Annotated in this window: 19 protein-coding genes; 10 read left to right on the top strand and 9 right to left on the bottom strand. The window is 67.0% G+C overall.

Features of this window, described 5'->3' with window-relative positions; translation table 11 throughout:
- Positions 1-24: 24 nt before the first annotated feature.
- Genes AC1MEQ_RS03245 through AC1MEQ_RS03230 form a run of 4 tightly spaced genes read right to left on the bottom strand, consistent with a single transcriptional unit; the run spans position 25 to position 3,295 of the window.
- Positions 25-855, bottom strand: coding sequence for an alpha/beta fold hydrolase (locus tag AC1MEQ_RS03245; protein ID WP_479793894.1), 831 nt, complete (start codon positions 853-855; stop codon positions 25-27).
- Between the two features lie 2 nt (positions 856-857).
- On the bottom strand, positions 858-1,187 hold the full coding sequence (locus AC1MEQ_RS03240) for a biotin/lipoyl-containing protein (protein ID WP_479793892.1): 330 nt from the start codon (positions 1,185-1,187) through the stop codon (positions 858-860).
- Positions 1,180-2,247: an alpha-ketoacid dehydrogenase subunit beta gene (locus tag AC1MEQ_RS03235; RefSeq protein WP_479793890.1), complete on the bottom strand. Its 1,068-nt coding sequence runs from the start codon at positions 2,245-2,247 to the stop codon at positions 1,180-1,182. Before AC1MEQ_RS03235 ends, AC1MEQ_RS03240 begins: the two co-directional genes overlap by 8 nt.
- Positions 2,240-3,295: a thiamine pyrophosphate-dependent enzyme gene (locus tag AC1MEQ_RS03230; protein WP_479793888.1), complete on the bottom strand. Its 1,056-nt coding sequence runs from the start codon at positions 3,293-3,295 to the stop codon at positions 2,240-2,242. Before AC1MEQ_RS03230 ends, AC1MEQ_RS03235 begins: the two co-directional genes overlap by 8 nt.
- Positions 3,296-3,403: 108 nt before the next feature.
- Here AC1MEQ_RS03230 and AC1MEQ_RS03225 point away from each other — a divergent pair, with 108 nt between their 5' ends.
- On the top strand, positions 3,404-3,925 hold the full coding sequence (locus AC1MEQ_RS03225) for an Lrp/AsnC family transcriptional regulator (RefSeq protein WP_479793886.1): 522 nt from the start codon (positions 3,404-3,406) through the stop codon (positions 3,923-3,925).
- Positions 3,926-4,477: 552 nt separating this feature from the next.
- On the opposite strand, the gene AC1MEQ_RS03220 is transcribed toward AC1MEQ_RS03225, so the two are convergent.
- Positions 4,478-8,608 carry a hypothetical protein gene (locus AC1MEQ_RS03220; protein WP_479793884.1) on the bottom strand — a complete coding sequence of 1,377 codons (4,131 nt, stop codon included), beginning with the start codon at positions 8,606-8,608 and terminating at the stop codon, positions 4,478-4,480.
- A gap of 283 nt (positions 8,609-8,891) precedes the next feature.
- Here AC1MEQ_RS03220 and AC1MEQ_RS03215 point away from each other — a divergent pair, with 283 nt between their 5' ends.
- Positions 8,892-9,908: a DUF6615 family protein gene (locus AC1MEQ_RS03215; RefSeq protein WP_479793882.1), complete on the top strand. Its 1,017-nt coding sequence runs from the start codon at positions 8,892-8,894 to the stop codon at positions 9,906-9,908.
- A gap of 1,404 nt (positions 9,909-11,312) precedes the next feature.
- Here the strand turns inward: AC1MEQ_RS03215 and AC1MEQ_RS03210 are convergent.
- Complete coding sequence (locus AC1MEQ_RS03210) at positions 11,313-11,711, bottom strand: VOC family protein (RefSeq protein WP_479793881.1); 399 nt, start codon at positions 11,709-11,711, stop codon at positions 11,313-11,315.
- A 104-nt stretch (positions 11,712-11,815) separates the two neighbouring features.
- Here AC1MEQ_RS03210 and AC1MEQ_RS03205 point away from each other — a divergent pair, with 104 nt between their 5' ends.
- On the top strand, positions 11,816-13,117 hold the full coding sequence (locus AC1MEQ_RS03205) for an MFS transporter (RefSeq protein ID WP_479793879.1): 1,302 nt from the start codon (positions 11,816-11,818) through the stop codon (positions 13,115-13,117).
- Between the two features lie 54 nt (positions 13,118-13,171).
- On the opposite strand, the gene AC1MEQ_RS03200 is transcribed toward AC1MEQ_RS03205, so the two are convergent.
- Positions 13,172-13,327, bottom strand: coding sequence for a hypothetical protein (locus tag AC1MEQ_RS03200; protein WP_479793877.1), 156 nt, complete (start codon positions 13,325-13,327; stop codon positions 13,172-13,174).
- A 187-nt stretch (positions 13,328-13,514) separates the two neighbouring features.
- On the opposite strand from AC1MEQ_RS03200, the gene AC1MEQ_RS03195 reads away from it, so the two are divergent.
- From AC1MEQ_RS03195 to AC1MEQ_RS03175, 5 genes are read left to right on the top strand one after another with little or no spacing between them, the layout of a single operon-like run.
- Positions 13,515-14,276 carry an NUDIX hydrolase gene (locus AC1MEQ_RS03195; protein WP_479796028.1) on the top strand — a complete coding sequence of 254 codons (762 nt, stop codon included), beginning with the start codon at positions 13,515-13,517 and terminating at the stop codon, positions 14,274-14,276.
- A gap of 52 nt (positions 14,277-14,328) precedes the next feature.
- Complete coding sequence (gene nadA, locus AC1MEQ_RS03190; protein WP_479793874.1) at positions 14,329-15,627, top strand: quinolinate synthase NadA; 1,299 nt, start codon at positions 14,329-14,331, stop codon at positions 15,625-15,627.
- Positions 15,624-17,360 (top strand): L-aspartate oxidase, encoded by a 1,737-nt coding sequence (locus AC1MEQ_RS03185; protein WP_479793872.1) that lies wholly within the window; start codon positions 15,624-15,626, stop codon positions 17,358-17,360. The genes nadA and AC1MEQ_RS03185 overlap by 4 nt, the downstream gene beginning before the upstream one ends.
- 8 nt (positions 17,361-17,368) lie before the next feature.
- Positions 17,369-18,337, top strand: coding sequence for a carboxylating nicotinate-nucleotide diphosphorylase (gene nadC, locus AC1MEQ_RS03180; RefSeq protein WP_479793871.1), 969 nt, complete (start codon positions 17,369-17,371; stop codon positions 18,335-18,337).
- The gene (locus AC1MEQ_RS03175) at positions 18,334-19,503 is read left to right on the top strand and encodes a cysteine desulfurase family protein (RefSeq protein WP_479793869.1); all 1,170 of its coding nucleotides are present in this window, start codon (positions 18,334-18,336) and stop codon (positions 19,501-19,503) included. Before nadC ends, AC1MEQ_RS03175 begins: the two co-directional genes overlap by 4 nt.
- 79 nt (positions 19,504-19,582) lie before the next feature.
- Here AC1MEQ_RS03175 and AC1MEQ_RS03170 read toward each other — a convergent pair whose 3' ends face one another.
- Positions 19,583-21,151 (bottom strand): NYN domain-containing protein, encoded by a 1,569-nt coding sequence (locus AC1MEQ_RS03170; RefSeq protein WP_479793867.1) that lies wholly within the window; start codon positions 21,149-21,151, stop codon positions 19,583-19,585.
- Between the two features lie 346 nt (positions 21,152-21,497).
- On the opposite strand from AC1MEQ_RS03170, the gene AC1MEQ_RS03165 reads away from it, so the two are divergent.
- Both AC1MEQ_RS03165 and AC1MEQ_RS03160 read left to right on the top strand, forming a co-directional pair.
- Positions 21,498-21,734: a hypothetical protein gene (locus AC1MEQ_RS03165; RefSeq protein WP_479793865.1), complete on the top strand. Its 237-nt coding sequence runs from the start codon at positions 21,498-21,500 to the stop codon at positions 21,732-21,734.
- Between the two features lie 40 nt (positions 21,735-21,774).
- The gene (locus AC1MEQ_RS03160) at positions 21,775-22,929 is read left to right on the top strand and encodes a sensor histidine kinase (RefSeq protein WP_479793863.1); all 1,155 of its coding nucleotides are present in this window, start codon (positions 21,775-21,777) and stop codon (positions 22,927-22,929) included.
- A gap of 57 nt (positions 22,930-22,986) precedes the next feature.
- Here the strand turns inward: AC1MEQ_RS03160 and AC1MEQ_RS03155 are convergent, their stop codons facing one another.
- Positions 22,987-23,700 (bottom strand): response regulator, encoded by a 714-nt coding sequence (locus AC1MEQ_RS03155; protein ID WP_479793861.1) that lies wholly within the window; start codon positions 23,698-23,700, stop codon positions 22,987-22,989.
- Between the last annotated feature and the right edge of the window lies 1 nt (position 23,701).

Below are 23,701 nucleotides of genomic sequence, written 5' to 3'. Positions count from 1 at the left end.
GCCTATCGAAAGCGGTGGACAGCGTCAGCCGTTGATGAACTCCACCGCAGCCTGCTTGTACGCGCGCGAGGTCACCGCGTTGGCATGCGTTCGGGCCGGCAGGATGAGCTCGCGGACGTGCGCATCCGAACCCTGGTGTCCGCGTGCCAGCTCCATCAGCGTCGGCAGCGTCTCGGCCAGCTCGTCGCGCTCACCGGCGACCAGCAGGACAGGCATCGAGGGCACGGCCTCCTCCGGGGCGAACGGTTCGGTCTTGATCGCCTCGACCATCGACAGCAGCGAGAACATGTTGTTCGTCGGCACCAGCTGCGCCATGCGCACCAGCTCTGCCGTCGTCGGGTCGGCGATGGCGCCCCCGCCGGAGAGTTGGGCCTGCGCTGCTTCCAGGTCGAAGGTGGCCAGCGGGTCGATGCTCGCCGGCCCGCCCAACACGACGCGGTGCACCAGCTGCGGCTGCGTTCCGGCGAACTCCCACGCCAGCCGGGCACCCAGCGAGTAGCCGAGCACGTCCACGCCGGAGGCCGCATCGCCTTCGGTCAGCGGGCGCACGTGGTGGTCCTGCAGGATCTGCAGCAGTTCGGCGCGGATCCGGCTCGGCGTGTAGGCGTCCAGATCCTCCGGGGCAGGGCTGAGTCCATGCCCGGGGAGGTCGACGGCGATGACCTTCCGGCCGGCGTCGTTCAGTGCGGTGATCCAGCCGGTCGACACCCAGTTCAGCTCCGAGGAGGACGCGAACCCGTGGATGAGCAGCACCGGGCGGGCATCGGCGTCGTTCTGCGCGGAGAAGACCCGCACGGCCAGCGAGTTCGCGGTTCCCTCGACGCGGTGTTCGGCTTCGTGGTGCGCGGTCTCCATGGTTACTCGTCGTCCAGGTTGGCGGAGAGGCGCACGCGGCGCTTCGGGGCGGTGTCCTGCGGCACGGTGCCGACGATGCCGGCGCTGTCATCGGCGACCTCGAAGACGATCAGCTCGTCTCCCACGTTGATGGTCTCGCCCGGTTCGCCGTTGACGCGCAGCACCTTGCCGGCCTGCGGCGACGGCAGCTCGAGCGAGCTCTTGGTGGTCTCGACCTCGACGAGCGGCTGGTTGCGCTCGACCTGGTCGCCTACGGCGACGAGCCATTCGAGCACGGTGGCGTCGATCAGGCCCTCACCGAGGTCGGGAAGCGGAAAAGACAGTTCAGCCACGTCGGTACTCCAATACTCGTTGAATCCCAAAGAGAATGCGGTCGATGTTCGGCAGGTACTCTGCCTCGAGGCTACCGGAGGGGAACGGCACATCGAAGCCCGTCACCCGCTCGACCGGTGCCTTCAGCGTGCCGAAGCACGCCTCGGTGATGGTCTGGGCGACCTCCGCGCCGAGGCCGGCGGAGCGCGGTGCCTCATGCACGACGACGGCGCGGCGCGTCTTGGACACTGAAGCCGCCAAACCCGCGGCATCGATGGGCTTGAGCCAGCGCAAGTCCAGCACCTCGACGTCGATGCCGTCCTCGGCGGCCAGCTCGGCCACCTGGAGGCAGCGGGCGACCATGCCGCCCCAGGCCACCAGGGTCAGGTGCCTGCCGGGGCGCACGACGACGGAGCCCTCCATGCTGCCGGGGGTGTCGAAGTCGACGGTGTCCTTCTGCCAGTAGCGGGACTTCGGCTCCATGAAGACCACCGGGTCCGGCCGCGTCGCCGCGTGGCGCATCAGGTGGTACGCCTGGTGCGGGTTCGACGGGGAGACGACCTTCAGGCCGGCCACGTGGGCGAAGATGTACTCCAGCGATTCGGAGTGCAGCTCGGGGGACTGGATGCCGCCGAAGCTGGGGATGCGCAGGGTGATCGGCATCGGCAGGGCGCCGCGGGTGCGGAAGTTCATCCGGGCCATCTGGGTGACGATCTGGTTGATGGCCGGATAGGTGAACCCGTCGAACTGCACCTCGGGGATCGGGTGGTAGCCGGCCATGGCCAGGCCCACCGACATGCCCAGGATGCCGGATTCGGCCAGCGGGGTGTCGAAGACGCGCTCGGCGCCGAAGCGCTTCTGCAGGCCGTCGGTGATGCGGAAGACGCCGCCGAGCTGGCCGACATCTTCGCCGAGCACCAGGGCGCGGGGGTTCTCCGCCAGCACGTCGGCCAGGGCCGCGTTGATGGCCTTGTTCATTGACAGCGTCTCGCTGCCGGTGCGCGTCACGGTGTCCATGGCGTCCTCGCTGGTTGGGGCGGTGCGCCCCGTGGGTTCGATGGTTGCGCTCAGGTTAGACATGCTCGGACTCCTCCCGCCACTGCGTGGCCTGCTGCTTCAGTGCCTCGGTCTGCTCCTGGTAGACGTACTCGAACATCTCGGCTCCCGGGCGCGGGCCTTGGGCCTGGACGGCCAATCGGGTGGCTTCCTCGAACTCGGCGGCCTCGGCCTGGATGGACTCCACGGCGGCTGCGTCCAGTGTGCCGTCGGCGAGCAGACGGTCGCGCAGGGACTCGATCGGGTCGGCTCCTGCGTCGCGGCGCTCGTCCTCGAGCGTGCGGTAGCGGCCCGGGTCATCTGAGGTGGAGTGCGGTCCGCGGCGGTAGGTCATCGCCTCGACGATGGCCGGGCCGTTGCCGGAACGGGCGTGTTCGACGGCGGCGCGGGTCCCGCGGACCACCGCCTCGACGTCGTTGCCGTCCAACTTGATGGCGGGGATGCCGTAGCCGGCGCCGCGGGCGGCGACGGAGCCGCCGGCGACCTGGGCTTCGGTGGGCACCGAGATGGCCCAGCCGTTGTTCTGCACGAAGAAGACGACGGGCGTCTTGAAGATGCCGGCGAAGTTCATGGCCTCGTGGATGTCGCCCTGGGAGGAGGCACCGTCGCCGAGGAAGATCAGGGCGGTCGGCAGGTCGGTCTCCGGGCGGCCTTCGCGGATCGCGTCGAGCCGCTGGCCGTGGCCCCAACCGACGGCGTGCAGGGCGGAGCCCGCGATGACGGTTTGGATCGGGGTGAAGCGGTATTTCGTCGCGTCGTAGAGGCCGCCGTTCCAGATGGCCTTGTGGGTGGCCATGAACTCGGGCATGTCCACGCCGGCTGCAAGGGCGGCACCCATTTCGCGGTAGGTAGGGAAGACGAAATCGCGGTCCATGTCCATCGCGCGGACGCTGCCGACCTGGGCGGCCTCCTGCCCCTGCATGGGGGCGTAGCCGGGCAGGATGCCCTGGCGCTGCCAGGCGATGGCGGAGGTATCCAGGTGGCGGACCTTCGTCATGAGTCGGTACAACTCGACCAGCTCGTCGGCGGGCAGCACCGTCGAGTGTGGCTCAAGCCGTGGTGCTTCGGTCATGTTCGGCTCCCGGTAGTTGCGGATGGATCGTCTGGATGTGACGGTAGTTACCCGCCGGCACCTGCGCAATCTACGTTCGAAGAGTGCTGCAATCTGCACATTGTGCCTATGCTGAACGACAGAACACCATACAAACTGCAAAGCATTGAGGGCGGCATGAAAATCGACGAGTTGGACGCCAAGATCCTGGACGAGTTCTCCTCGGACCCTCGGATGTCGGTCCTGGAGGCGTCGCGGGTTCTCGGTGTGGCTCGGGCAACCGTGCAGTCACGTTTGGACAAGATGACGCGTGAGGGTGTGGTGAACGGCTGGGGGCCACACCTGTCCGCCGAGGGTCTGGGTTACCCCGTACGGGCCTACTGTGCGCTGGTCATCGATCAGGACGCTGGGCACGACGGCGTGGCTGCCGCATTATCGGAAGTGCCCGAGGTGCTGGAGCTGCATACGGTGTCGGGGGAGAGTGATCTGATGGCGTGCGTCGTGGCCAAGTCCAACGATGATCTGCAGCGCGTGCTCGACGCCGTCATCGCGACCCGGACCGTGCTGCGGACGTCATCGCTGGTGGTGCTGAACTCGCCGATTCCGCTGCGGTTGCTGCCGTTGGCACAGGCGGCGGCCGGACGTGACTAATTTCAGACCTCGTTCGTTTCCGCGGCGAGTGCGTCGCAGGTTCAAATCTGTCAGCCCGACCGAATGTCCCGGAAACTCAAGGGTTTTCGGGACCTTCTTGGTTAAGAGATTTGACTACCCCATCACAAAACCTTTTACTCCTCTCACAAGGCACTGAGGCGGCGACCCCGTCTATCGCCCTCGGCACGACGCGGCAGGAAGCACAAAGGGGCGATGGAACGCCCCTGTACGGGAGTTCGAGCAGACTCAGGTTGGGGAGCCGTGGTGAACGCTCGCTGTGCCGACGTCCCGGTCCCAGGCGTTTTGTCGGAGCCGAAGCAACCCAAGTGGAAGCGCCCTCGGTGTCGGCCGAGAGCAAGTCGAGCGAGAGCTACTTGAGCCACGGATAGGACGACTGTCCTGCGACGGCGTTGAGAATACACTGTCGAATCTCGAGCGAATCAAGCTGGGTCGGGCCGATGTATGGAATCGCACCGCTGCTGGCGATTGCGGATCGGACGCCGGCAGAGCGATATCCGAGCTCGGACCACGCTGCGGCGTCACGTCCGCCTGCTAGTTCGATCGAGCAACATGGATATCGGCTTCCAGCGACAGGAGGCCCGCCTCGAGCACGAGCCCCGCGATCTGGTTGGGGGCGGAATTCGCCTGGTAGAGGTCGAGCCGGGCTAACTCGACGGCGAGTTGAGCACCATGGTAATCGTCGGCGCTGACCTCGGTTGAAAGCGTGGTCGCCCGCTCTGCCGCCGCACTCCATGCTGCGGGGTCGTCTTCGTCGACGGTCAGGGGCGCGGGAAGCGGGGGCGGAGCGGGAATCGCCGGCCAGTGCGCGGGCCGGTGAAGGCTCAGATTCTTGGCCTGCGAGATCGAAATGACTTGGTCGAGGTAAGTGCCCATCCTGGCGCGGTAGACGTGGGGGACCTCGTCGAGTGCCTGCGCGACTCGAGCCACCTGGAGGTATTCGTCTGTCGCGGGGGTTCCTCGTGAGCCGGACCCGAAGAGCACGATGCCGATTGGGATCGCCAGTCTGCCGTCGCGGACCGATGCGACGACGACACTGTCAAACCCGGCGTCGACACGGGCCTCGACGACCCATTCGCGGAGCGCTCGCTCGGTTGCAGCCCAGTAGTCCAGCGCCACGGCCACGCTGACGCCCAGGTGATTCCATGCGGGCACCGGCGCGGCGGCCTCATACGTTGCCACGGTCACATCCGACACTCCCGCCGCCTCGAGCCGCGCCACGACTGCATCCGCGGTCGTGGTCGCCTGTCCGATTGCCAGCTGGTCAAGCGCGTTCGCCAGCGTGCGGTCGCCTACGGTGTCGACGCGAAGTGCGCTAGCAGGCAGGCGTTCGAAACAGGTCAGCATCCGCGAGGCGACTAAGACCGAATCGCGGAGGGCGCTTGGCAATGTGGGACCGATTGCCGCGTATACCGGGAGCTGGGGCCCAGCTGCGGCTTCGTCAAACACTTTGAGGGTGTCCGTCAGCCGGAGTCCGGCGCCGTGTATAGCGGGCTGATGGAACCCGGACTGGACCACCTGCAACAGCGACCCGGTGACAGCGTCATAGAACTTCCTGGCCCTATCGGACTCTCTAACGCGCTGCTCAAGGTCGGCCGCGTTCGAGCCAAGAAGAGTCGCTACTTCGTCGAGGAACGGCCGAGGGGATGGAATTCCTGGCATTCGGGCTGCGCGTGCGGCAATTTGGCGCGCTCTGTCTGACCAGTCGCGTCGACGAGTTGCGTTGTCGTGGGGTAAGAGGCGGCGCGGGAGTTCGTCAAGGAGCGTGGCGAGATCGTTCGCGATCGCGGCTTGCTCTCGGCATCGATCAGACCAGCGCTCGTTGTTCCGTGTCGACATCGCAGCGGTCTGAACTGCGATGTTTCGCCGCTGTTCGACTGCCCTCGGGACCACCCCGGCACGGATCGACTTGTGCCCGTCGGAGGGCACACCCATCATCTCCGTTTCGCCGTCGGCCTGCACGACATCAACCGTGACGAGGTCGAGTTCGGGGCACATGTCAAATAGTCGCCGAACGAACCGCATCGCCTGGGCATTGACCGACGCGGGATCGGTCCCGGGCTGATCCAGGTAACTATCGCTTTCTTGGCGCAGTTCTGTGCGCGCGAATGCCTTTGCGGTCGCTACGGTCGCGATTTCCGAGCGGGGCGGCCTGGCGAGCGCACTTGGGGAGTCAGGCAGGGATGCGGCCGCAATTGTAGTGACGACTGCTTCGTATGCGAAGAGATCTGCTGCGACGGCGAGGCTTGCGCGGTTCGAGACCGGACCGAAGAGGCCGTTGACCTCGTGGGACGTTGGATCGTTCGCGGAGAACAGGGCTGCCACGAGCCGAGCACGAAGGCCAACGCTTCTCAGGCTTCCAGGTTCGACCGGGTGGGATTCCAGGACGCGGGCGACGCTGCTACCGGATACCGGTATCCGGCCCTCGATGGCCTCCGCGAGCGCGATCGCCGATTCGAGGTCTGCAGTGACGAGAGCGGTGGCGACTCCTCCGGGGTCGAGCACGTCGAGGACGGTCTCGATGGAGCACGGTGTCCATTGGGGCAGCCGGGTCGCGAGGTCGCGGATGTCCTGTAGGGAGTCCATCTCGGCGAACACGTTGGACGCCTGCTGTGAGTATGCCAGAAGCAGGACGTCGGTTGGGTCGGCGGTGTCCGAGACAGACTTGCTCACGATCGGGAGCGCGGCGTGCACATAGGTCAGCGCATCGAGTCTTTCCGCGACTTGGACCCATTCAGCGACCCGGCCCGCCGTCGCCTCGCTCGGGTCTTCGATTTCACAATGGACTTGGTCGCGGATCATATCGGCGAGGGCACCAAGCTCACGGCTGAGGCCGAGGGCGCTTAACGACCGTCTCGTGAGGCGTGTGGCAGCCCGGCGGATGAGTTCCGGGCGCAGGCGTGGCTGAACGCCCGCGATGGCGCGGGCATAGGTGGCACCGAGGGTGGGCGGCGGGGATGCGTGGAGCGCCTCCACCAGCACCTCGGCGCGGAGATCATGCAGAGCTCGCCATGCAGTCGCGTCCTCAATCGAGATGAGGTGCTCGTCCTGAAGCAGCCGCAATGAGCGCGACAAGCCGCCGTCCTGAGTACACATGCGGTCGAGATTTTCGGCAGGCAGGGCGTGGCCGAGAGTGTGCAACGCCGCGATGTAGCGGAGGGCCTCGACTGCGAGCACATCCCGTGTCGAGAGACTCGCCACTTGCTCCGAGAGCACCTCGTGGAGGTGATGGCCTGTGGTCGCAAAGGCGATCATCTCCATCATGAGCCCTTCGCCGTGTTTGATTGCCTCCTCGGGCTCGACCACGACGCTGATCCCGGAGTCCTGCAGGGCCTGGATCACCGCGTTGGCAGACTCCCCGGCCAGCCGGGAGTCGACGAGCGCTGCACGGCGCCCGATCTCCGGAGTCAGGTCCTCTTGACGGCAGCCACCGAGCACCGAGACGCCAGTCATGGCGAGAAGCTCGTCGCGAGCAGCCGGCCAGGCGGCGGTCCGCGCGCGACCCAGGTCGTCGATGCACACAATCACCGGACGCGAGGCTTCTGGAACGAGAGCGGCGATATGGTCCACGAGTAGCGCGACGTCGGCATCGGAGGATACGCGCGTGACTCTAATGACGCGAGAGCCGTCCGCGATCATCGACGCGGTCCGCCACAGCAGTGCGGACTTGCCGGTGCCGCTGGGACCAACGATCAGCGCTTGACGAGAACGGCTCAGCGCTTCGAGAGCCTGCTCGGTTTCGCCTACTCGGGGGACGTCGAGCCCTGAAGCGATGTGTGCGGGCTGGACCGCGACGCCACTGAAGAACGTAGTCAAGTCGTCGGGAGTCCCGTGTGCGAAATCGGCGAACTCGCACACGCCGGCATCGACGGCGCGCGAGAGACGCGTGAGGTCTGTCGCGCGCTGCACGTCCTCGACGAGACGGTCCAGCCGCGTCCGCTCGAACACGAACGCGTCATGCAGCTGACGTGAACGCTGCTCGCCGGCCATCCGCGCGAGTTCGTTCACCAAGTGCGCATGCACGGAGAGCCCGACGGCATCCGCGACCCCGTAGCCGTCCAGCACACCGCGCACGATGTCCGGTTTAAGTGGGTCTGGAACGACAACGGTCGAAGTACGAGAGAGGGCGCGTTCCACCTCGCCCGCGTCCATTCCTTGGGCTATCAGCGCCGCGCATAGATCGTCGAGTCCCGGTTGGCAGGACAGGGTGGAGCTCCAGCCGGTCACGGGCACGTTCGACGCGAACCTCTCGTTCGTCACCACGGCGACCCGTCGCGGTCCGTCGCTCGCGGTCGCTGAACGAAGCTCAAGCGCGTGCGTGATGGCATCGGCGACACCCGATGCGCCCAGCGCGTTCCCAGGGGAGCGTTCTTTTGATTGCACGAACAGCCAGCCGACGTCCTCCAGACGACAGTCGATATCTTCGAAACCTTCGGGGCGTACCGCAGTTATGTCTGGCCAGCCGTCTGCTCCTGAGCGAACCAGTAGGGCCGCGGACAGGCCGATCTGGTAGGTCACCCCGGCGACATTGCGCGCGCCCTGCCGCAGTTGGGCGAATAGGTCTGCTGGCGTGGCCTCTGGCGTTGCAGGCGCGGCGGTCTGCGTGCGTCGCGCCGCCCGACGCGCCGCCTCTCTGTCGCTACCTCGCCGACGATTCTGCGGCATCCTCGTTCCTCTCCGTCAATTGCGTGTCGCCCAGCGAATCACGGGCACCCGCCGCGCGTGGAGAGCCTCAACGTCGGTGGCAGGTTACTTTGCTTGAACACTCTTTCAGAAGGGGTCTCCGCCGTACACACGCGACGCAAAACCGGACTCCCAGTCAATAGAATCACGGGTGGCCGACGTCTCAGGGGGAACAGCTGCAGCCCATTCAGGGAGTTATTTGGGCCAGCAGTCGCATACACGTTCCACGAGGACGCACTGTGTCGATTATGACAAGCTGAACTTCATGACCGAACTCGACTTCTTTCAGAGCATGCAGCGTGCAATGGACGCCCAGGCGGAGGACATCTGGGACATGGTTCATCACTCCCGAACTCAGGGATATCGCCTTCGTTTGGGCGAGGTAACAGCAACTGAGCACAGTTTCTTTCGCCTTCGCAAGTATTGGACCAAACGCGTTTACATCGTGACTAACGAGCCGGATGAGACCGCCACCGGCGCGGACTGGGAATGGCTCATTGGACACGGCAATAACTGGGTCCAGATTCGTGTGCAGGCAAAGATCATGAATCGGAACGGCCGGTTCGCGGAACTCGGCCACCCGCACAGTACCGGCCAGCAGTTGGATCGGCTGATCAACCCAGCTATCGAAGATGTCACCTGTAGATGGATGCCTCTCTACGTCTTCTACACCGCGGAGCCCGGCGCGGGCACCCCAGTGCCGCGCAATGCGGGCTGCAGCGCGCAGCTGGCCACCCAAGTACGTGACACCTACGGCAAACCGCCGGCCGGTCGTGCCCGACTAACGTCGGCGGCGCATCTCCCTGGGAGCATTCCGTGGTCGAGCGTGTTCGATGGCTTAGTCGCACAATTGCAGTTGGGGCTTTCGCTGGCCGAGATCGTGGCGAACTTGGCGACTCGCCCGATGCCAGCGCATCCCAATCACATCAGCGATTTCTGGGACATGAACAAGACTGACGGCACGTGTTACAGACCCATGCCTTCCTATGTGCAGCAGATCGTCCGGCGAGAAACCGACGACTTCGATGGAGCACCGTTGACGCGGCTCGAAGTTACGGCGTCAGCACCGCTCGGGGAAGAACGTTCCGACCAACGTATTATCACCGACGATGCTCCGCGACTGGATCTCCCTCGCAGATTCAACGAAGACGATTCTTCCGCCCTCCTTCCGTCCCGATCACTTGTTCTTGACCGGTCGACCTCTGAGCGTTCAATCGCATCCCTTCCGAGCTTTGTTTCCGTCATCGACATTGACCGTCTGCCTGAGGTGTCAGGTCAGTGAAGCTGGCGGTTTCGGCGTCGCGGGCCTCATTCAAATTCGCCAAGGACGTATCGCTGTCGAAGCTCCACATGACCGACGCCCGGGGAGGCAACGACCAGTCCTCAGGAACATCCGTCAACGGCCAACCGGACTGAGCAGCCGAGGGTGTTGAAGCCAGTTGGAGCGAGGAGGCACGGAGGGGGTCGTCGACAGTAGGCGGCGCGCTGCGCGGCGCTCAACTTTCGGAGTACGTGACTATCTCGGCGCGAAGCAAGAGATTCGGTGATTCGTGGCGGACGCACCCATGCTGTCCCAAAACCCACGCAACCCGGCACCGTCATCGAGCGCCATTACCTGACGAGCGGGTACGTCTCTCGAATCGCGCGAAGTGTTTCACAGCCATTGCCGCACCGTGGAGCCGACATTGCCACCTCGAGCGCGAGGATGTACAACTGCCCGTTCGGCACTTCTTTGAGGACCGGATGAGACTGCGGTCGATCGTCGAGGACGAACTTGCAGCTGGCCATCTCCGCGGCACCGCGCTGAATCGACAGCCAGCGGTTGGACTCGTGGACCACTAGTTCAGCCCCCATCAAGGCTTCCCGAACTGATCTGATGGCTCAAAAGCGTACCGGTGCGCGCTTCTTCACGGATTGACCTCCACAAGGGCCAGCGGAGCAGTATTCATGCACCGACGCTACTCTGCCCGCACAAGCTACTTTGTGCCTACTGTCCACGATCCTCCTCGCCTGCAAGTGGACCAATATGAGACATATTAAGTTTCTTCGACTCGACGTTCGACAGTCGCCGGCTACGGACCGGTTCGCTCGTACCGAGAGGCAGATGCCTGTCCTGCCGACAGCCCTGGCCTCGAAGCTGCTCGTCATGCGAGCACGGTCGTGATCGGTCCGTTTGTCACGCCGGGATCGAGGATGAGTAGGGCTTGTAGCGGGGGTTGCCCTTCTCGTTTCCCGGCTGGCTGCATTCCCGGCTGGCTGCTCAGCGCCCGGCCTGCAGGACGTGGACTCGTGCCCGGAACTTGACGCGCTCCAAACCATCAACCGATCGCTTCAGCATGATCACTCAATGGTCGTGAACGATCCCACAGGCTCGCTCCGACTGCGCGATAATGCGCGCAAGGACGGTTGCGCTGATGGCTAACGGATCTGGTTGGCTTTCTATACCGGAAGGTCCTGTTCGTCGACGACGCCCACGACCTCTCCGCCGTCGCAGTGCGCGAACTCGCGGAAGCCGCTAACCCCGGGAGGCTCGTGCTCATCGTTGGTAGGCCGAACGCGCGCGGCAATTACACCTGGAACGCGCGGTGGCGAGCTCCGGCATCGGCGCAGGTTACTCCGTTGAGCGGGGTAAGGCAGCACCAATGCGTGTGTGTAGCGCGCTTTGCGGTCGGCCGCAGCGTCATATTCAGGACGTCGGTTCGTAGCCGATGAGCCAGTGGAGACCGTACCGGTCGATGACCTGGCCGTCCGACGCTCCCCAGGGCTTGGGGGCCAGCGGGTCCTCCACCCGGCCGCCGACGGCGAGCTGGTCAAACCATTCATGGAGCACCTTTGGTTCGGCGGTACCGAGGAGGGACAGCATGAGCCCCTCGAACTTGACGCTTTTATCGCCCGGTGACGTATCCGAGCCCGCCACGGAGACGACGCCTTGAAGCTCACCGTGGGCGATGGCGTCCGGCGGTCCGCCGTTGCCGAACTCCTTGTTCGTGAAAAGGGAGAGGTTTCCGCCAAAGACCTCGGCGTAGATGCCGAGCGCTTCGCGGGCAGTTCCGGGAAAGCTGACGTAGATCATCGGTGAGGCCATGACGCTGAGCATACAGAGCAGGAACGCGGCTGGATACTGTCGGGGACGTGAATTGCCGGGCGCACCGGCGGGCGCGAAAATGCCCGTGGACTACGCTCGAAACCATGGGAGCCAGGCGCGCGGGCGGAGGATTACGCCGCAATGCGCCCTTCGTTCGGTTCTGGACGGCATCCACGGTCTCCGACTTCGGCACCTACATCACCTCCGTCGCGCTCGCCGTCCTGGTCCTAGTCACCCTCGACGGCACCGCCCAGGACCAAGGCCTGGTCAGCGCGGCACGATGGGCCCCCTACCTGCTGTTCGGCCTGGTTGCTGGCATCTGGGTCGACCGGTTCAGCCGGCGCACCGTACTGGTCGCCGCCGACCTGGGGCGGGGGATCCTGCTGGCGTTGCTCTGCGTGGGCGGGGTGTCCGGGTGGCTGACGCTGCTCGGCGTCGTCGTCGTGATCTTCGCGTTCGGGCTGTTGTCGATGCTCGGGGACGCCGCCTACCAGTCGTTCATCCCGCAGCTGGTGCCCCGGCCGCTGCTGGTGCGGGCGAACGCGCGGCTGCAGCAGAGCGACACCGTGGCGCAGACCGTCGGCGGTGCCGTGGCCGGCGGTCTCGTCGCCCTGCTCACCGCGCCGTTCGCGCTGCTGCTCGACGCCGCGACCTACTTCCTCTCGGGTGCCACCATCGCCAGCCTGCCCCGCCGTCGTGCTCCGGAACAGGTGGGCGGACGGCGGAAGCTCTCCACGCGGATCGGTGAATCGCTGCGCTGGATCTACGGCCACCGGTACCTGGGCCCGCTGGCGTGGGGCACCCACGTCTGGTTCATCGGCTCGGCCATGCTGGGCACCGTGCTGCCGGTGCTGGTGCTGCACGACGCCGGCCTGGGCGCGATCGCGCTCGGGATCGTGCTCAGCTGCGCCGGGGTGGGGGCTGTGGTGGGCACCAGCGTGTCGGGCCGCTGCGGGGAACGCTGGGGGACCGGCCGGGTGATCATCGTGGCCCGGGGCGCCGAGGCCGTGTCCGTGGCGCTGCTGGCCGCGGTGGCAGCACTGCTGCCGTGGATGCACGACGCCGGGGCGGGGCCGGTATTGCTCGTCGCGTGCCTGGGCGCGGCACAGCTGGTGTGGGGGATGGCGATGGGTGCGGAGAGCCCCCTGGAGATGGGCTTCTGGCAGGCCCTGACCCCGGAGGCGATGATCGCCCGGATGAGTTCGGTGCGGCGCTCGGCCAACCGCGGGATGATCGTGCTCGGCGCGCCGCTGGGTGGATGGATCGCGACCGGTGCCGGCATCGCGGTCGCCCTGTGGGTGGCCGCCGGGCTCGTGGCTGTGGGAATGGTGTTGCTGGCGGTTTCCCCGTTCCGCGGCGTGCGGATCGAGGACGCGATGCTCGACGACGAGGCGGCCGCCGGGTAGCCGGCGAGAACGAACTGGGCAATGCTTCGCGCCGGAATGTGACGCGGTATTCCTTCACTCGCGGGCTGCCTGCCTTGTGGCTAAGCGGGCTCGGACTTCGTCGGCCGTGGCGAGATTGTCGGGGTTGGTGATGAGCGCGTCGTAGGCGGTCGCTACCTCGTCACGCAGCCATGTCTCGACTGCTTGGCCGAGTTGGCGTGTAGTTCGCACGTTGGCCTCCAGGCGTGGGTGGGATTCCATCTTATTCGTGGGTTCCAGGTCCGTCGAAGGCCCATGGACCGGGAGAAGCAGGGCGGGCTGTCCTCGTTCGACACATGCTTGGAATCGGACCGGACACAGGAGTACTATTAGTTCTTGTCGAAATGACTATAACTAATCTGTCCGGCCGGAAGGAGTGATCGTGGAGTTCGCCAACGTCTCCGAACGCCAGGCGCTGAGCCCCGAGCTGGCCGTCTCCACCGTGATCTTCTCGCTGCGCGACGAACTCGTCGACGGGCAGCCGACCGGCCGAAAATCCCTGTGGCTGCCGCTGGTCCGGCGGACCCGCCAGCCGTTCCGCGACCAGTGGGCACTTCCGGGCGGTCCGCTCAACGCCCGCCAGACGCTACAGGATGCTGCTGCCGCCAACCTGCGCGCCACCACCGGGTTGGTGCCCAGCCACCTGGAACAGCTCTACGCTTTCGGTGGGCTGGACCGCTCGCCGTCGCAGCGCGTGGTCTCGATCGTCTACTGGGCGCTCGTCCGCGAGGAACACCCGGAAGCGGCCCGGCTGATCGAGGACCCGAACGTGGCCTGGTTCCCAGCCCGCGACGACGCGGTCCTCGACGCCCTGGCGTTCGACCACGCCGAAATCGTCAGGTATGCGTTGTGGCGGCTGGGCAACAAGGTCGAATACGGCTCGATCGCCCACCGCTTCCTCGGCGAGCGCTTCACCCTGGCCCAGGTGCAGGAGGTCTACGAGGCCGTCCTGGACCGCCGGCTCGACGCCGCGAACTTCCGCCGCCACCTGCGCGGCACCGCCGACATCGAGCCAACCGACGAGTACCTGCTCGGAGGCAAGCACCGCCCACCGCGCCTCTACCGGTATACGGGGGACACCGCCGTCGTACCGGATCCAGCCAGCACGGCCCGCAAGGCGCCAGCTGGCAACACCGCCTAGCAAGACCCGCTCGCAACGCAACCACCCCCACGGAAGAACAACGGACCACATCATGACCAGTGTCAGCAACACGATCACCCGCCTCACCCTCACCCCGTTTGGCGTCGGCACTCCGGCCGGCGAGACCGCCGACGGCGTCTGCACCACCGACCTGGTGAAGTCCCCGTGGGACCTGGACACCGGGCTGCCCTCCTACGGGCCGGGCTCCTCGATGGACGACGTCGCACCGGCCAGCACGCCGCAGCAGGGGGTGATCCCCGAGGAGTACCGGCTCGCGAGCGATGAGGAGCTGGACGGGCGCATCCGGGCGGCGAAGGAAACGCTCGGCGAGCGTGTGGTGGTGCTCGGGCATTTCTACCAGCGCGACGAGGTGGTGCAGTACGCCGACTTCGTGGGCGACTCGTTCCAGCTGGCCAACGCCGCCCAGAGCCGCGATACGGCCGAATACATCGTCTTCTGCGGCGTGCACTTCATGGCCGAAACCGCCGACATCCTCTCGACGCCCGACCAGGCGGTCATCCTGCCGAACCTCGCGGCCGGCTGCTCGATGGCGGACATGGCTGACGAGTCCTCCGTCGAGGAGTGCTGGGAGCAGCTGGTGGAGCTCTACGGCACCGAGGCCGACGCCGAAGGCCGCGTTCCGGTCATCCCCGTGACCTACATGAACTCCTCGGCGGCGCTGAAGTCGTTCGTGGGACGGCACGGCGGGATCGTGTGCACGTCCTCGAATGCGGCGACCGTGCTGGAATGGGCGTTCGAGCGTGGCCAGCGGGTGCTGTTCTTCCCCGACCAGCACCTGGGCCGCAACACCGCCAAGGCCATGGGCATCGGCCTGGAGCAGATGCCCATGTGGTCCCCCCGCAAGCCACTGGGCGGGAACACGCCCGAGGCGCTCGCCAATGCGAAGGTCATCCTCTGGCATGGATTCTGCTCCGTGCACCGCCGGTTCACCACCGCGCAGATCGACAAGGCCCGCGTCGACTACCCGGGCGTGAACGTCATCGTGCACCCCGAATGCCCGATGGAGGTCGTCGACGCCGCCGACTCCGCAGGATCGACCGACTTTATCCAGAAGGCCATCGCCGCCGCCACCGAACCGACCACGTTCGCGATCGGGACCGAGATCAACATGGTCAACCGCCTCGCCGCCCAGTACCCGCAGCACACCATCTTCTGCCTGGACCCGGTGATCTGCCCCTGCTCGACGATGTACCGGATCCACCCCGGCTACCTCGCGTGGGTGCTGGAGGAACTGGTTGCCGGGCGCGTGGTCAACCAGATCTCCGTGCCCGAACGCGATGCCGCCTCCGCGAAGGTGGCGTTGGAGCGGATGCTGGCGGCCCGCCCGTGAGTGGCGTCCTGACGGCCGGAGCGGCCAGCGAGCGCACGGTCCGTGACCTGGCCATCGTCGGTTCCGGGGTGGCCGGCCTGTATGCGGCGATCACCGCCGTCGAGCGCGGGCACCGGGTCACGCTGCTGACCAAGGATGCGTTGGCCGATTCGAACAGCTGGTACGCCCAGGGCGGGATCTCAGGCGTCGGCCCCGCCGGGGTGGCTGCGGGTGACAGCGTCGCCAGCCACATCGAGGACACGCTCATCGCCGGGGCCCGGCTGAACAATGTGGCCGCGGTGCGCGACGTCTGCTCCTCCGCCTGGGGGCACATCGAGGCGCTCGCCGTCCTCGGCGCCGTGTTCGATCCGTCCGCCACCGGTGACGGCCCGGCCCTGGGGTTGGAAGCCGCGCACGCGCATGCCCGGATCGTGCACGCCGGCGGGGACTCCACCGGCCGCGTCGTCGCCTCCGCGCTGATCGCGGTCGTCCGCCGGCTCGAAGCCGCGGGGTGCCTGGCCATTCGCGAGCACGCGTTCGCCACCGACCTGGTGTGCGATGCCGGACGGGTCACCGGGGTTGACGTCCTCACCGGGGAAGCCGGGCAGCGCACCCGCCTGCGTGCCGACGTCGTGCTCCTGGCCACCGGGGGCATCGGCTCCCTGTACACGTGGACCACCAACCCCGCCGGCGCCACCGCAGACGGGGCCGCACTGGCCTGGCGCGCCGGGGCGCTGGTGGCCGACGCCGAGTTCGTGCAGTTCCACCCCACGCTCGTGCCGGCCGGGCGTTTCATGGTCTCCGAGGCCGTCCGCGGGGAGGGTGCGGTGCTCATCGACGGGAACGGGCGGCGCTTCATGCAGGGCGTCCACCCGGATGCCGAACTGGCACCCCGCGACGTCGTTGCCCGCGCCATCCACCGCCTGCGTGCCTCCGGGGGAGAGGCGTACCTCGACGCCCGCGCCGTGGAAGCGCACCGCGGCGCCGGATTCCTGACCCGCCGTTTCCCGGCCATCACCGCACGACTGGCGCGCGACGGGATGGACCTGGCCACCGCACCCGTGCCCGTCGCCCCGGCGCAGCACTACTGGATGGGCGGCGTGTTCGCCGACGCGTGCGGGCGCACCACCGTCCCCGGGTTGCGCGTCGCCGGGGAGACCGCCTGCACCGGCACGCACGGGGCCAACCGGCTGGCGTCCAACTCGCTGCTCGAGGCGCTCGTGCATGGCTTCCGTGCCGCCAGTACCCTGCACGACGACGATGCCCTCCTCGCGGGGGAATCTGTAGATCTCGAACACGTGTTCGAATTGTTCGAAGATGGGCCGACTTCCGGTGGAACGGCGCGGGACACCCAGTCTGGACCGTCCGGCGTTCCCCTGACGCTGGAGGCCGTCCGGGAACTGGCCACCGCCCATCTGGGGGTCGAGCGGACCGGGGAGGGGTTGGCCCTCGCGGCCTCCGCGCTCGCCGGTGCGCTGGCTGCCGGGGAGGGGCAGGTGCCCGCGACGCGTGCGGAGGCCGAACTGCGCAACCTCACCACTGTCGGGCGCCTCATCGCCGAGGCCGCACTCGCCCGTACCGGGTCCATCGGCGCCCACTACCGGCTCGACGCACCGGCTGACGCGGTGGGAGAACCGGGTGGCCGCGTCGGCTTCGTCCGCTCCGCCACCCGGGGAACCACCGATACGGCCGCCGATACCGCTGCTGCGGCTCTGCAGTCCGACCTGCTCCTGACGGGGAGCACCCACCGATGAGGACCGACATGACCACGCAGACCCATTCACCCCAGGCGACGGTTGGTGCGGACGCTCCATTGCTCGCCGTCGACCCGCTGCCCGTCCCGTACCGTGTCATCCGCGACATCGTCGAAGCGGCGCTCGCCGAGGACAACCCCACCGGCGACCTGACCGGCAACGTGCTGATCCCGGCCGACGCCACCGCGACCGCAGACGTCATCGCCCGCGAACCCGGCATCCTCAGCGGGCTCGCCGTCTTCGAGGCCGCCATGGTGCTGACCGATCCGGCCACCACCGTCGCCTCCGCGCTCGCCGATGGCCGGCCCTTCGCCGCCGGGGACGTGCTGGCCACGGTCACCGGCCCCGCCCGGGCCGTGCTGGCCGGTGAACGCGTCGGGCTGAACCTGCTCCAGCGCCTCTCCGGGATCGCCACCGCCACCCGGGCCTTCGTCGATGCAGCCGCCGGCACGGGCACCCGTGTCGCCGATACCCGCAAGACCACTCCGGGCCTGCGCGCCCTGGAACGCTATGCGGTGCGCTGCGGCGGCGGGCACAACCACCGCGGCACGCTGTCGGAGGCGGTCATGGCGAAGGACAACCACCTGGCCCTCCTCGGCACCGGTGACGAACTGACCGCCGCCCTGCGCGCCGCCCGCGACCGGCTTGGCCATACCGTGCACTTCGAGGTGGAGATCGACTCGCTGGACCAGCTCGACGCCGTCCTGGCCGCCGGGGTCGACACCATCATGCTCGATAACTTCTCCCTGGCCGGCCTCACCGAGGGCGTCCGCCGCATCGCGGGTGCCGCGCTGGTGGAGGCCTCGGGCAATGTCCGCCTGGACACCGTCGCCGACATTGCAGCCACCGGCGTGGACGTCATCTCCTCCGGCGCGCTGACGCACTCGGTCCGCGCGCTGGACCTGGGGCTCGACGTGCGGATCGCCGAAGGCCGGGCGCGCGTGGGCGGTCGCACCGGAACGGGGGAGGCGCGGTGATCTATCTCGACGCCGCCGCCACCACGCCGGTCAAACAGGAGATCCTCGACCTGGTCTGGCCGCTGATGGCCCGGGACTTCGGCAACCCCTCCAGCCACCACGGCCCCGGCGAGACCGCGGCCCGCGCGCTGGACTACGCCCGCACGACGGCGGCCTCCACCCTACGCGTGCGCACCGGCGACGTCGTCTTCACCTCCGGCGGCACCGAATCCAACAACCTCGCCATCATCGGCCTGGCCCTGGCCAACCCGCGCGGCCGGCACCTGGTGCGCTCCGCCGTCGAACATTCCTCCGTCCGCGAAGCCTGCGACTACCTGGTCCGCCACCACGGATTCACCGTCGACGTCACCCCCGTGGACCGCAACGGCCGGGTCGACCCCGACGAACTGGCCACCCTGCTGCGCCCCGACACCACCCTCGTGTCCGTCATGGCGGTCAACAACGAGGTTGGCACCATCCAGCCCGTCGCCGAGGTCGCCGCTGCGGCCCGCGCGGTCGGTGCGCTGGTGCACACCGACGCGGTCCAGGCCGCCGGGTGGCTCGACGCCGCGGATCGGGCCGCCCACGTCGACGCCCTGTCCATCTCCGGGCACAAGCTCGGCGGCATGAAGGGCGCCGGGCTCGCGATGATCCGTGGGCGCTTGCCGCTGGAACCGTTGCTGCACGGCGGCGGACAGGAACGCGGGCGCCGCTCCGGCACCGAGAACGTCGCCGGTGCCGTCTCCACCGCCACCGCCCTGCGCCTCGCCGGTGCGGGAGCCGGGCAGTTCGACGTCGTCCAGCGCCGCTCCGCCTACCTCATCGACACGGTCCTCACCGGACTCGCCGGTAACGCCGGGCAGGGCACGACGACGGCGCTGCTCACCGGGGATCCGGTGCACCGGGTGCCGGGCATCGTCTCCTTCGCCTTCCCGGGAACGCATGGGGAGGCGGTGCTGCTCGAACTCGAGCGCCGCGGGATCGTCTGCTCCTCCGGCTCCGCCTGCGCCGCCGGGTCCACCGATCCCTCGCCGGTCCTGCTGGCCATGGGGTACGAACCCGACGTTGCCCTGACGGCGGTCCGGTTGAGTTTCACCGCGGAGGCCACCGAGGTACAGCTGACGACGGCGGCACGTGCCGTGGTCGCATCGGTGAAGGCCGTGGCCGTGGAGACGCGGTCGGCGTAGGCACGCCAGCAGGGGTGTTGGTGCAGCCATGAGCTGCTGGGATGACGCACCGCTGAATCTGCGTCATGGGTCGGAAATCCTATGAATCGGGGAAGAGAGCAGCGCGAATGGCGGTTGGCGTCGTATCTACCCCCGCCGATTCCGCCCGCCGTTCTGCGTCCTGCAAAACCAACTTCACACCTTCATCCACGGAAGAAATGTCGGAGCTGAGGGTGATCGCACCGTCCCTTTCGCCTTCTCGAAAGGCGCCGGCCGTGAAGAGAAGGCTGAAGGCGTGCCGTATTTGCTCCGCTGATACCTCCGGCAGTTTATCTCCCACGAAATCCAGCAGTTCTTCAGGTGCCAACGGCATCATTTGCAAGGTCAATTCTGTGAGGACATCGGTGAGGGCCTGAAGCGGTGGATAGGTAACTTGAGGAGAAATGTTCTCAAGGACCGCACGTAACTCGGATTCGTCATTCAGCAGGATAGGCAGTTGGTCGCTTAGGACTGCATCATCGCGGTGGAGCACCCGCGCCTGAGACCCGTCTCCCCGGAGTACCAACGACGTGCCCGGAAGGGTGAGCTGCAACAACATCAGGGTATTGGCGAGTCCCCACTCAGTTCTCCGCGGTTCTGGCAGGAGTGCTTGGAGTTGCGCTTCAAGCTCTTGAAGGGGATATCCGGTGCTCCCTCGACTTTTGATGGACCCGGCTAGTGCGCCATCGTTTTCGAGAAGGCCGTGCACAGCTGAAATGTAATGTTCCGCTGCGGAATCTCCGCCGAGGTCGGCGGAATCCGGGGAGGCTTTCTTCTCTGGCGGCACCGGCGGATGGTAAATCGAGAGCCCGCAACCTTCTTGGATGAATGCCCCAAAGGACTTGAATCCGAAATCTGAGTACGAGACCCGTGGCCACTGGCGTCGGAGCAACGGATTCATCACCGCGCCATCCACGTCTCCACCCTTAAGCGTCTGCGGGTATTCGTGGACGAACCTGAGCGTGGTTTCCACGTATTCGTCTTTTGACGGCTTTTTGTTCGAGGGGATGTCCTTGGCAACGGGGCGGTCGACGGACGTGCTGGCATTGCCAGCCGAGACCTCCGTGGCTGAAACGGTGTGGGGGTCCGGACTGAGTCCATCGCCGAGTCGAAGGTCAATAAAATGGTCGACGGTAGAGCGGAGATCCTGGCTCACCCCGCCTGCTCGAGCGGTACTGGTCGATACGCCGACGACGATTTTTCCCAGGTATTGCAGGCGCCGGATCAATGGGATGAAGTCACCATCGCCACTGACGACCGTGAAGACGTCGATCCAAGGCGCTTCACCGGCCACTGTCAGGGCGTCGACGACGAGTTGGATGTCTGCTGCGTTCTTCTTTCGCCCGACGCGTCCGTCTTTGGAAGGACCGGAATTCGACCACACCTGGACGGGTTCGACTTTGCTCTCGGTCAACTCGCGTCGGTACGTAGACATGCCGGGATGGCTCCAGTTCGCATACGCTTTCGTCGTCGCGGATCCGGTGCTGATGCCCAGGGCCGTTACTTCCTTCCGGATTCCCCGGATGAGCTGGGATATCGGTACACCGCTGACGTTTCCTCCGTACCCACCGAACAAGTTCTCCAGGTCGATGAAGACAGCCATATTCCGGTGTCTGACCACATCTGGCATTCCCGGTTCTCCTTGCTCGAGTCGAGGCTATTTTCAAGATGCTAGCTTGATGCCCGGCTCGTGAACATAGAGGTGATCGGTGGCGGCAGTGCGTTGGAGGACCGGCGCGGACCTGCCGTACCAACAATCCGTATTCGCCAAGAGGACGAAGATGGTAGCAATCGGCTGTGGCCAGGGGGCGGCCGCCAGTTGCGGTGCCGGCCCGGTCACATTGTGATGGGCGCCCCACGGGCGTAAGTTGAAAGAAGCGGCGGTTCCCCGGGGGAGGGCCGGGGTCCGCCGCGAATACGCATGACGGGACAGGCCGCCTATTGCCACCCGCCCCGCACGAATGATGGGAGCCGACATGGCACGCAGGACAACGACCCAGACTCCTCAGGAACACAAGGACCACACCGGCGTCGGATGGTTGAGCCTCGGCATCCTCATGATCGTGGTGTTCAGCCTCTTTGCCGTGTTCGGGCAGCACCCGACCCTAGGCGATTCCCTTTCGGGGCTCTGGTTCGGCGTCATCATCGGGTTTGTCATGATCGTCTTCGGGATCATCGGGATGACCAAGCGCCGCCACCCCGGACATGAGTGACGAGCACGCGGTAACCGGGCCCTGATCATGGACGCTCCCGATGGCTGAGGACGATGACCTCGGCCGGTGGCTGCGCGCCTGCACCAGCGTCGGCAGCTTGCTGGGTGAGGGGGAACCCGACGACGACGGGTTCGACCGCATCGCCCACATAGCCCTCAACGCGGCCGATGCGGCGCTGGCGCTGGTCCTGCTGCCCGTCGGCGAGCACCACCATCGGGTGGCCGGAGCCGCCGGAGAGGCGGCGACCGTGATCCGCGGTGACGTCTTCGCCACGCCCCCGGCGCTGCGTGCCCGCGTCCCCGATACCGCGGATCCCGGGCAGCGCGTACAGGTCCACCCGGGCGACGAATTCGCGGCCGCCGTCGACACCGGCGAGACAACGCTTCCGCCCAACTCCAGCCTGGTGGACTGGCTGCGGCAGGCCCGGTTGCTGGTGGCCGGACTCGGGCAGCACGGGGGACATGAACGCCTCTTGGTGCTGGCCCGCGCGTCCGGGGCACCCGACTTCAGTGCCACCGACCGGCAACTGGCCGGACTGCTGGCGGCCCAGGTGGAACAGGGCATCGGCAGGGCCCACATCCGGGTGCTGCACGAGCAACTGGCGGTGTTCGGCGAACGCGACCGCATCGCCCGCGATTTGCACGACGTCGTCATCCAACGCCTCTTCGCCGCCGGCCTGGGCATCCGGGCGCTCTCCCGGTACATCACCGACCCCGCGGGCCGCGCCCGTGCCGAGGAGATCACCGGTGAACTCGACGCCACCATCGGGGAACTGCGGGACACCATCTACGCCCTGCGCCGCAGCGTCGGCGAAGGCGAACAACTGGGCACCTCGGTCCTGCGTGCGGTGCGGACGGCGTGTGAGCCCTTGCCGTTCACCCCACGACTGCGGCTGGCCGGCCCGCTGGAAGACGTGCACGACGAACACACCATCGCCAACCTGCTGGCCGTGCTGACCGAGGCGCTGAGCAACGCGGTACGCCACGCCCACGCCAGCCGCATCGCCATCACCGTCACAGTGGCCGAGCATGAACTGCGGCTGCGGGTGAAGGACAACGGCCACGGCTTCCCCCGTGATGTCCTGCGCAGCGGTCTGGCCAACATGGACCAGCGCGCCGCCGAACTCGGTGGGACCTGCCATGTGGACAGCAACCGCCGCGGGACCCGCGTGCAATGGAGCGTCCCCGTCAGATGAGCCCCGTCAGGTGAGCCCCATCAGCTGCGTGCCGCGGTGTCGGCCCTGCCCGCGGACTCAGGTGCCGCCGTCGTACCCGGGGCCCGCGGGCCGCGAGATGTAGACGGCGGCCTGGGTGCGGCGCTCGAAACCGAGCTTGGCGAGCACGGCGGAGACGTAGTTCTTCACGGTCTTCTCCGCCAGGTGCAACCGGGTGCCGATCTGGCGGTTGCTCAGGCCCTCGCCAATGAGTTCGAGCACGCGGCGCTCCTGGGTGGTGAGCGAGGAGATGCGCGGATCGGTGCGCTGTGGGTGGGCCAGTCCGTGCAGGATCGCGGTCTTCAGCCCCGGGGAGAACAACGATTCGCCGCGGGCGGCCCGGCGCAGGGCCTCGAGCAGTTCGGAGCCCTTGATCTGCTTGAGCACGTAGCCCAGCGCCCCGGCGAGCACGGCGCCGCGGACGGCGGCCTCGTCGTCGTAGCTGGTCAGGATCAGGCAGTTCAGCGTGGGGTCGATGGAGCGGACATCGCGGCAGACTTCGATCCCCGTGCCGTCGGGCAGGCGCGCGTCGAGCACCGAGACGTCGGGGCGCAGCGCGGGGATCCGGCGACGGGCCTCCCCGGCGGTGCCGGAATCGCCGATGACGTCGAACCCCTCGCCCTCGAGCAGCTCGCGCAATCCGCGCCGGACCAGCTCATGGTCGTCCACGATGTAGACCGTGATCGGCGGCTCGGCGCCTGCGGCATCCGGGCCGTCCCCGGGCACCGCAGCGGGAAGGGATTGCGTGCTCATG

The organism is Arthrobacter sp. ASL1 (genome assembly GCF_056680475.1).
Note: the sequence above shows the minus strand (reverse complement) of the source record. Positions and strands in the feature narration are given on the sequence as shown.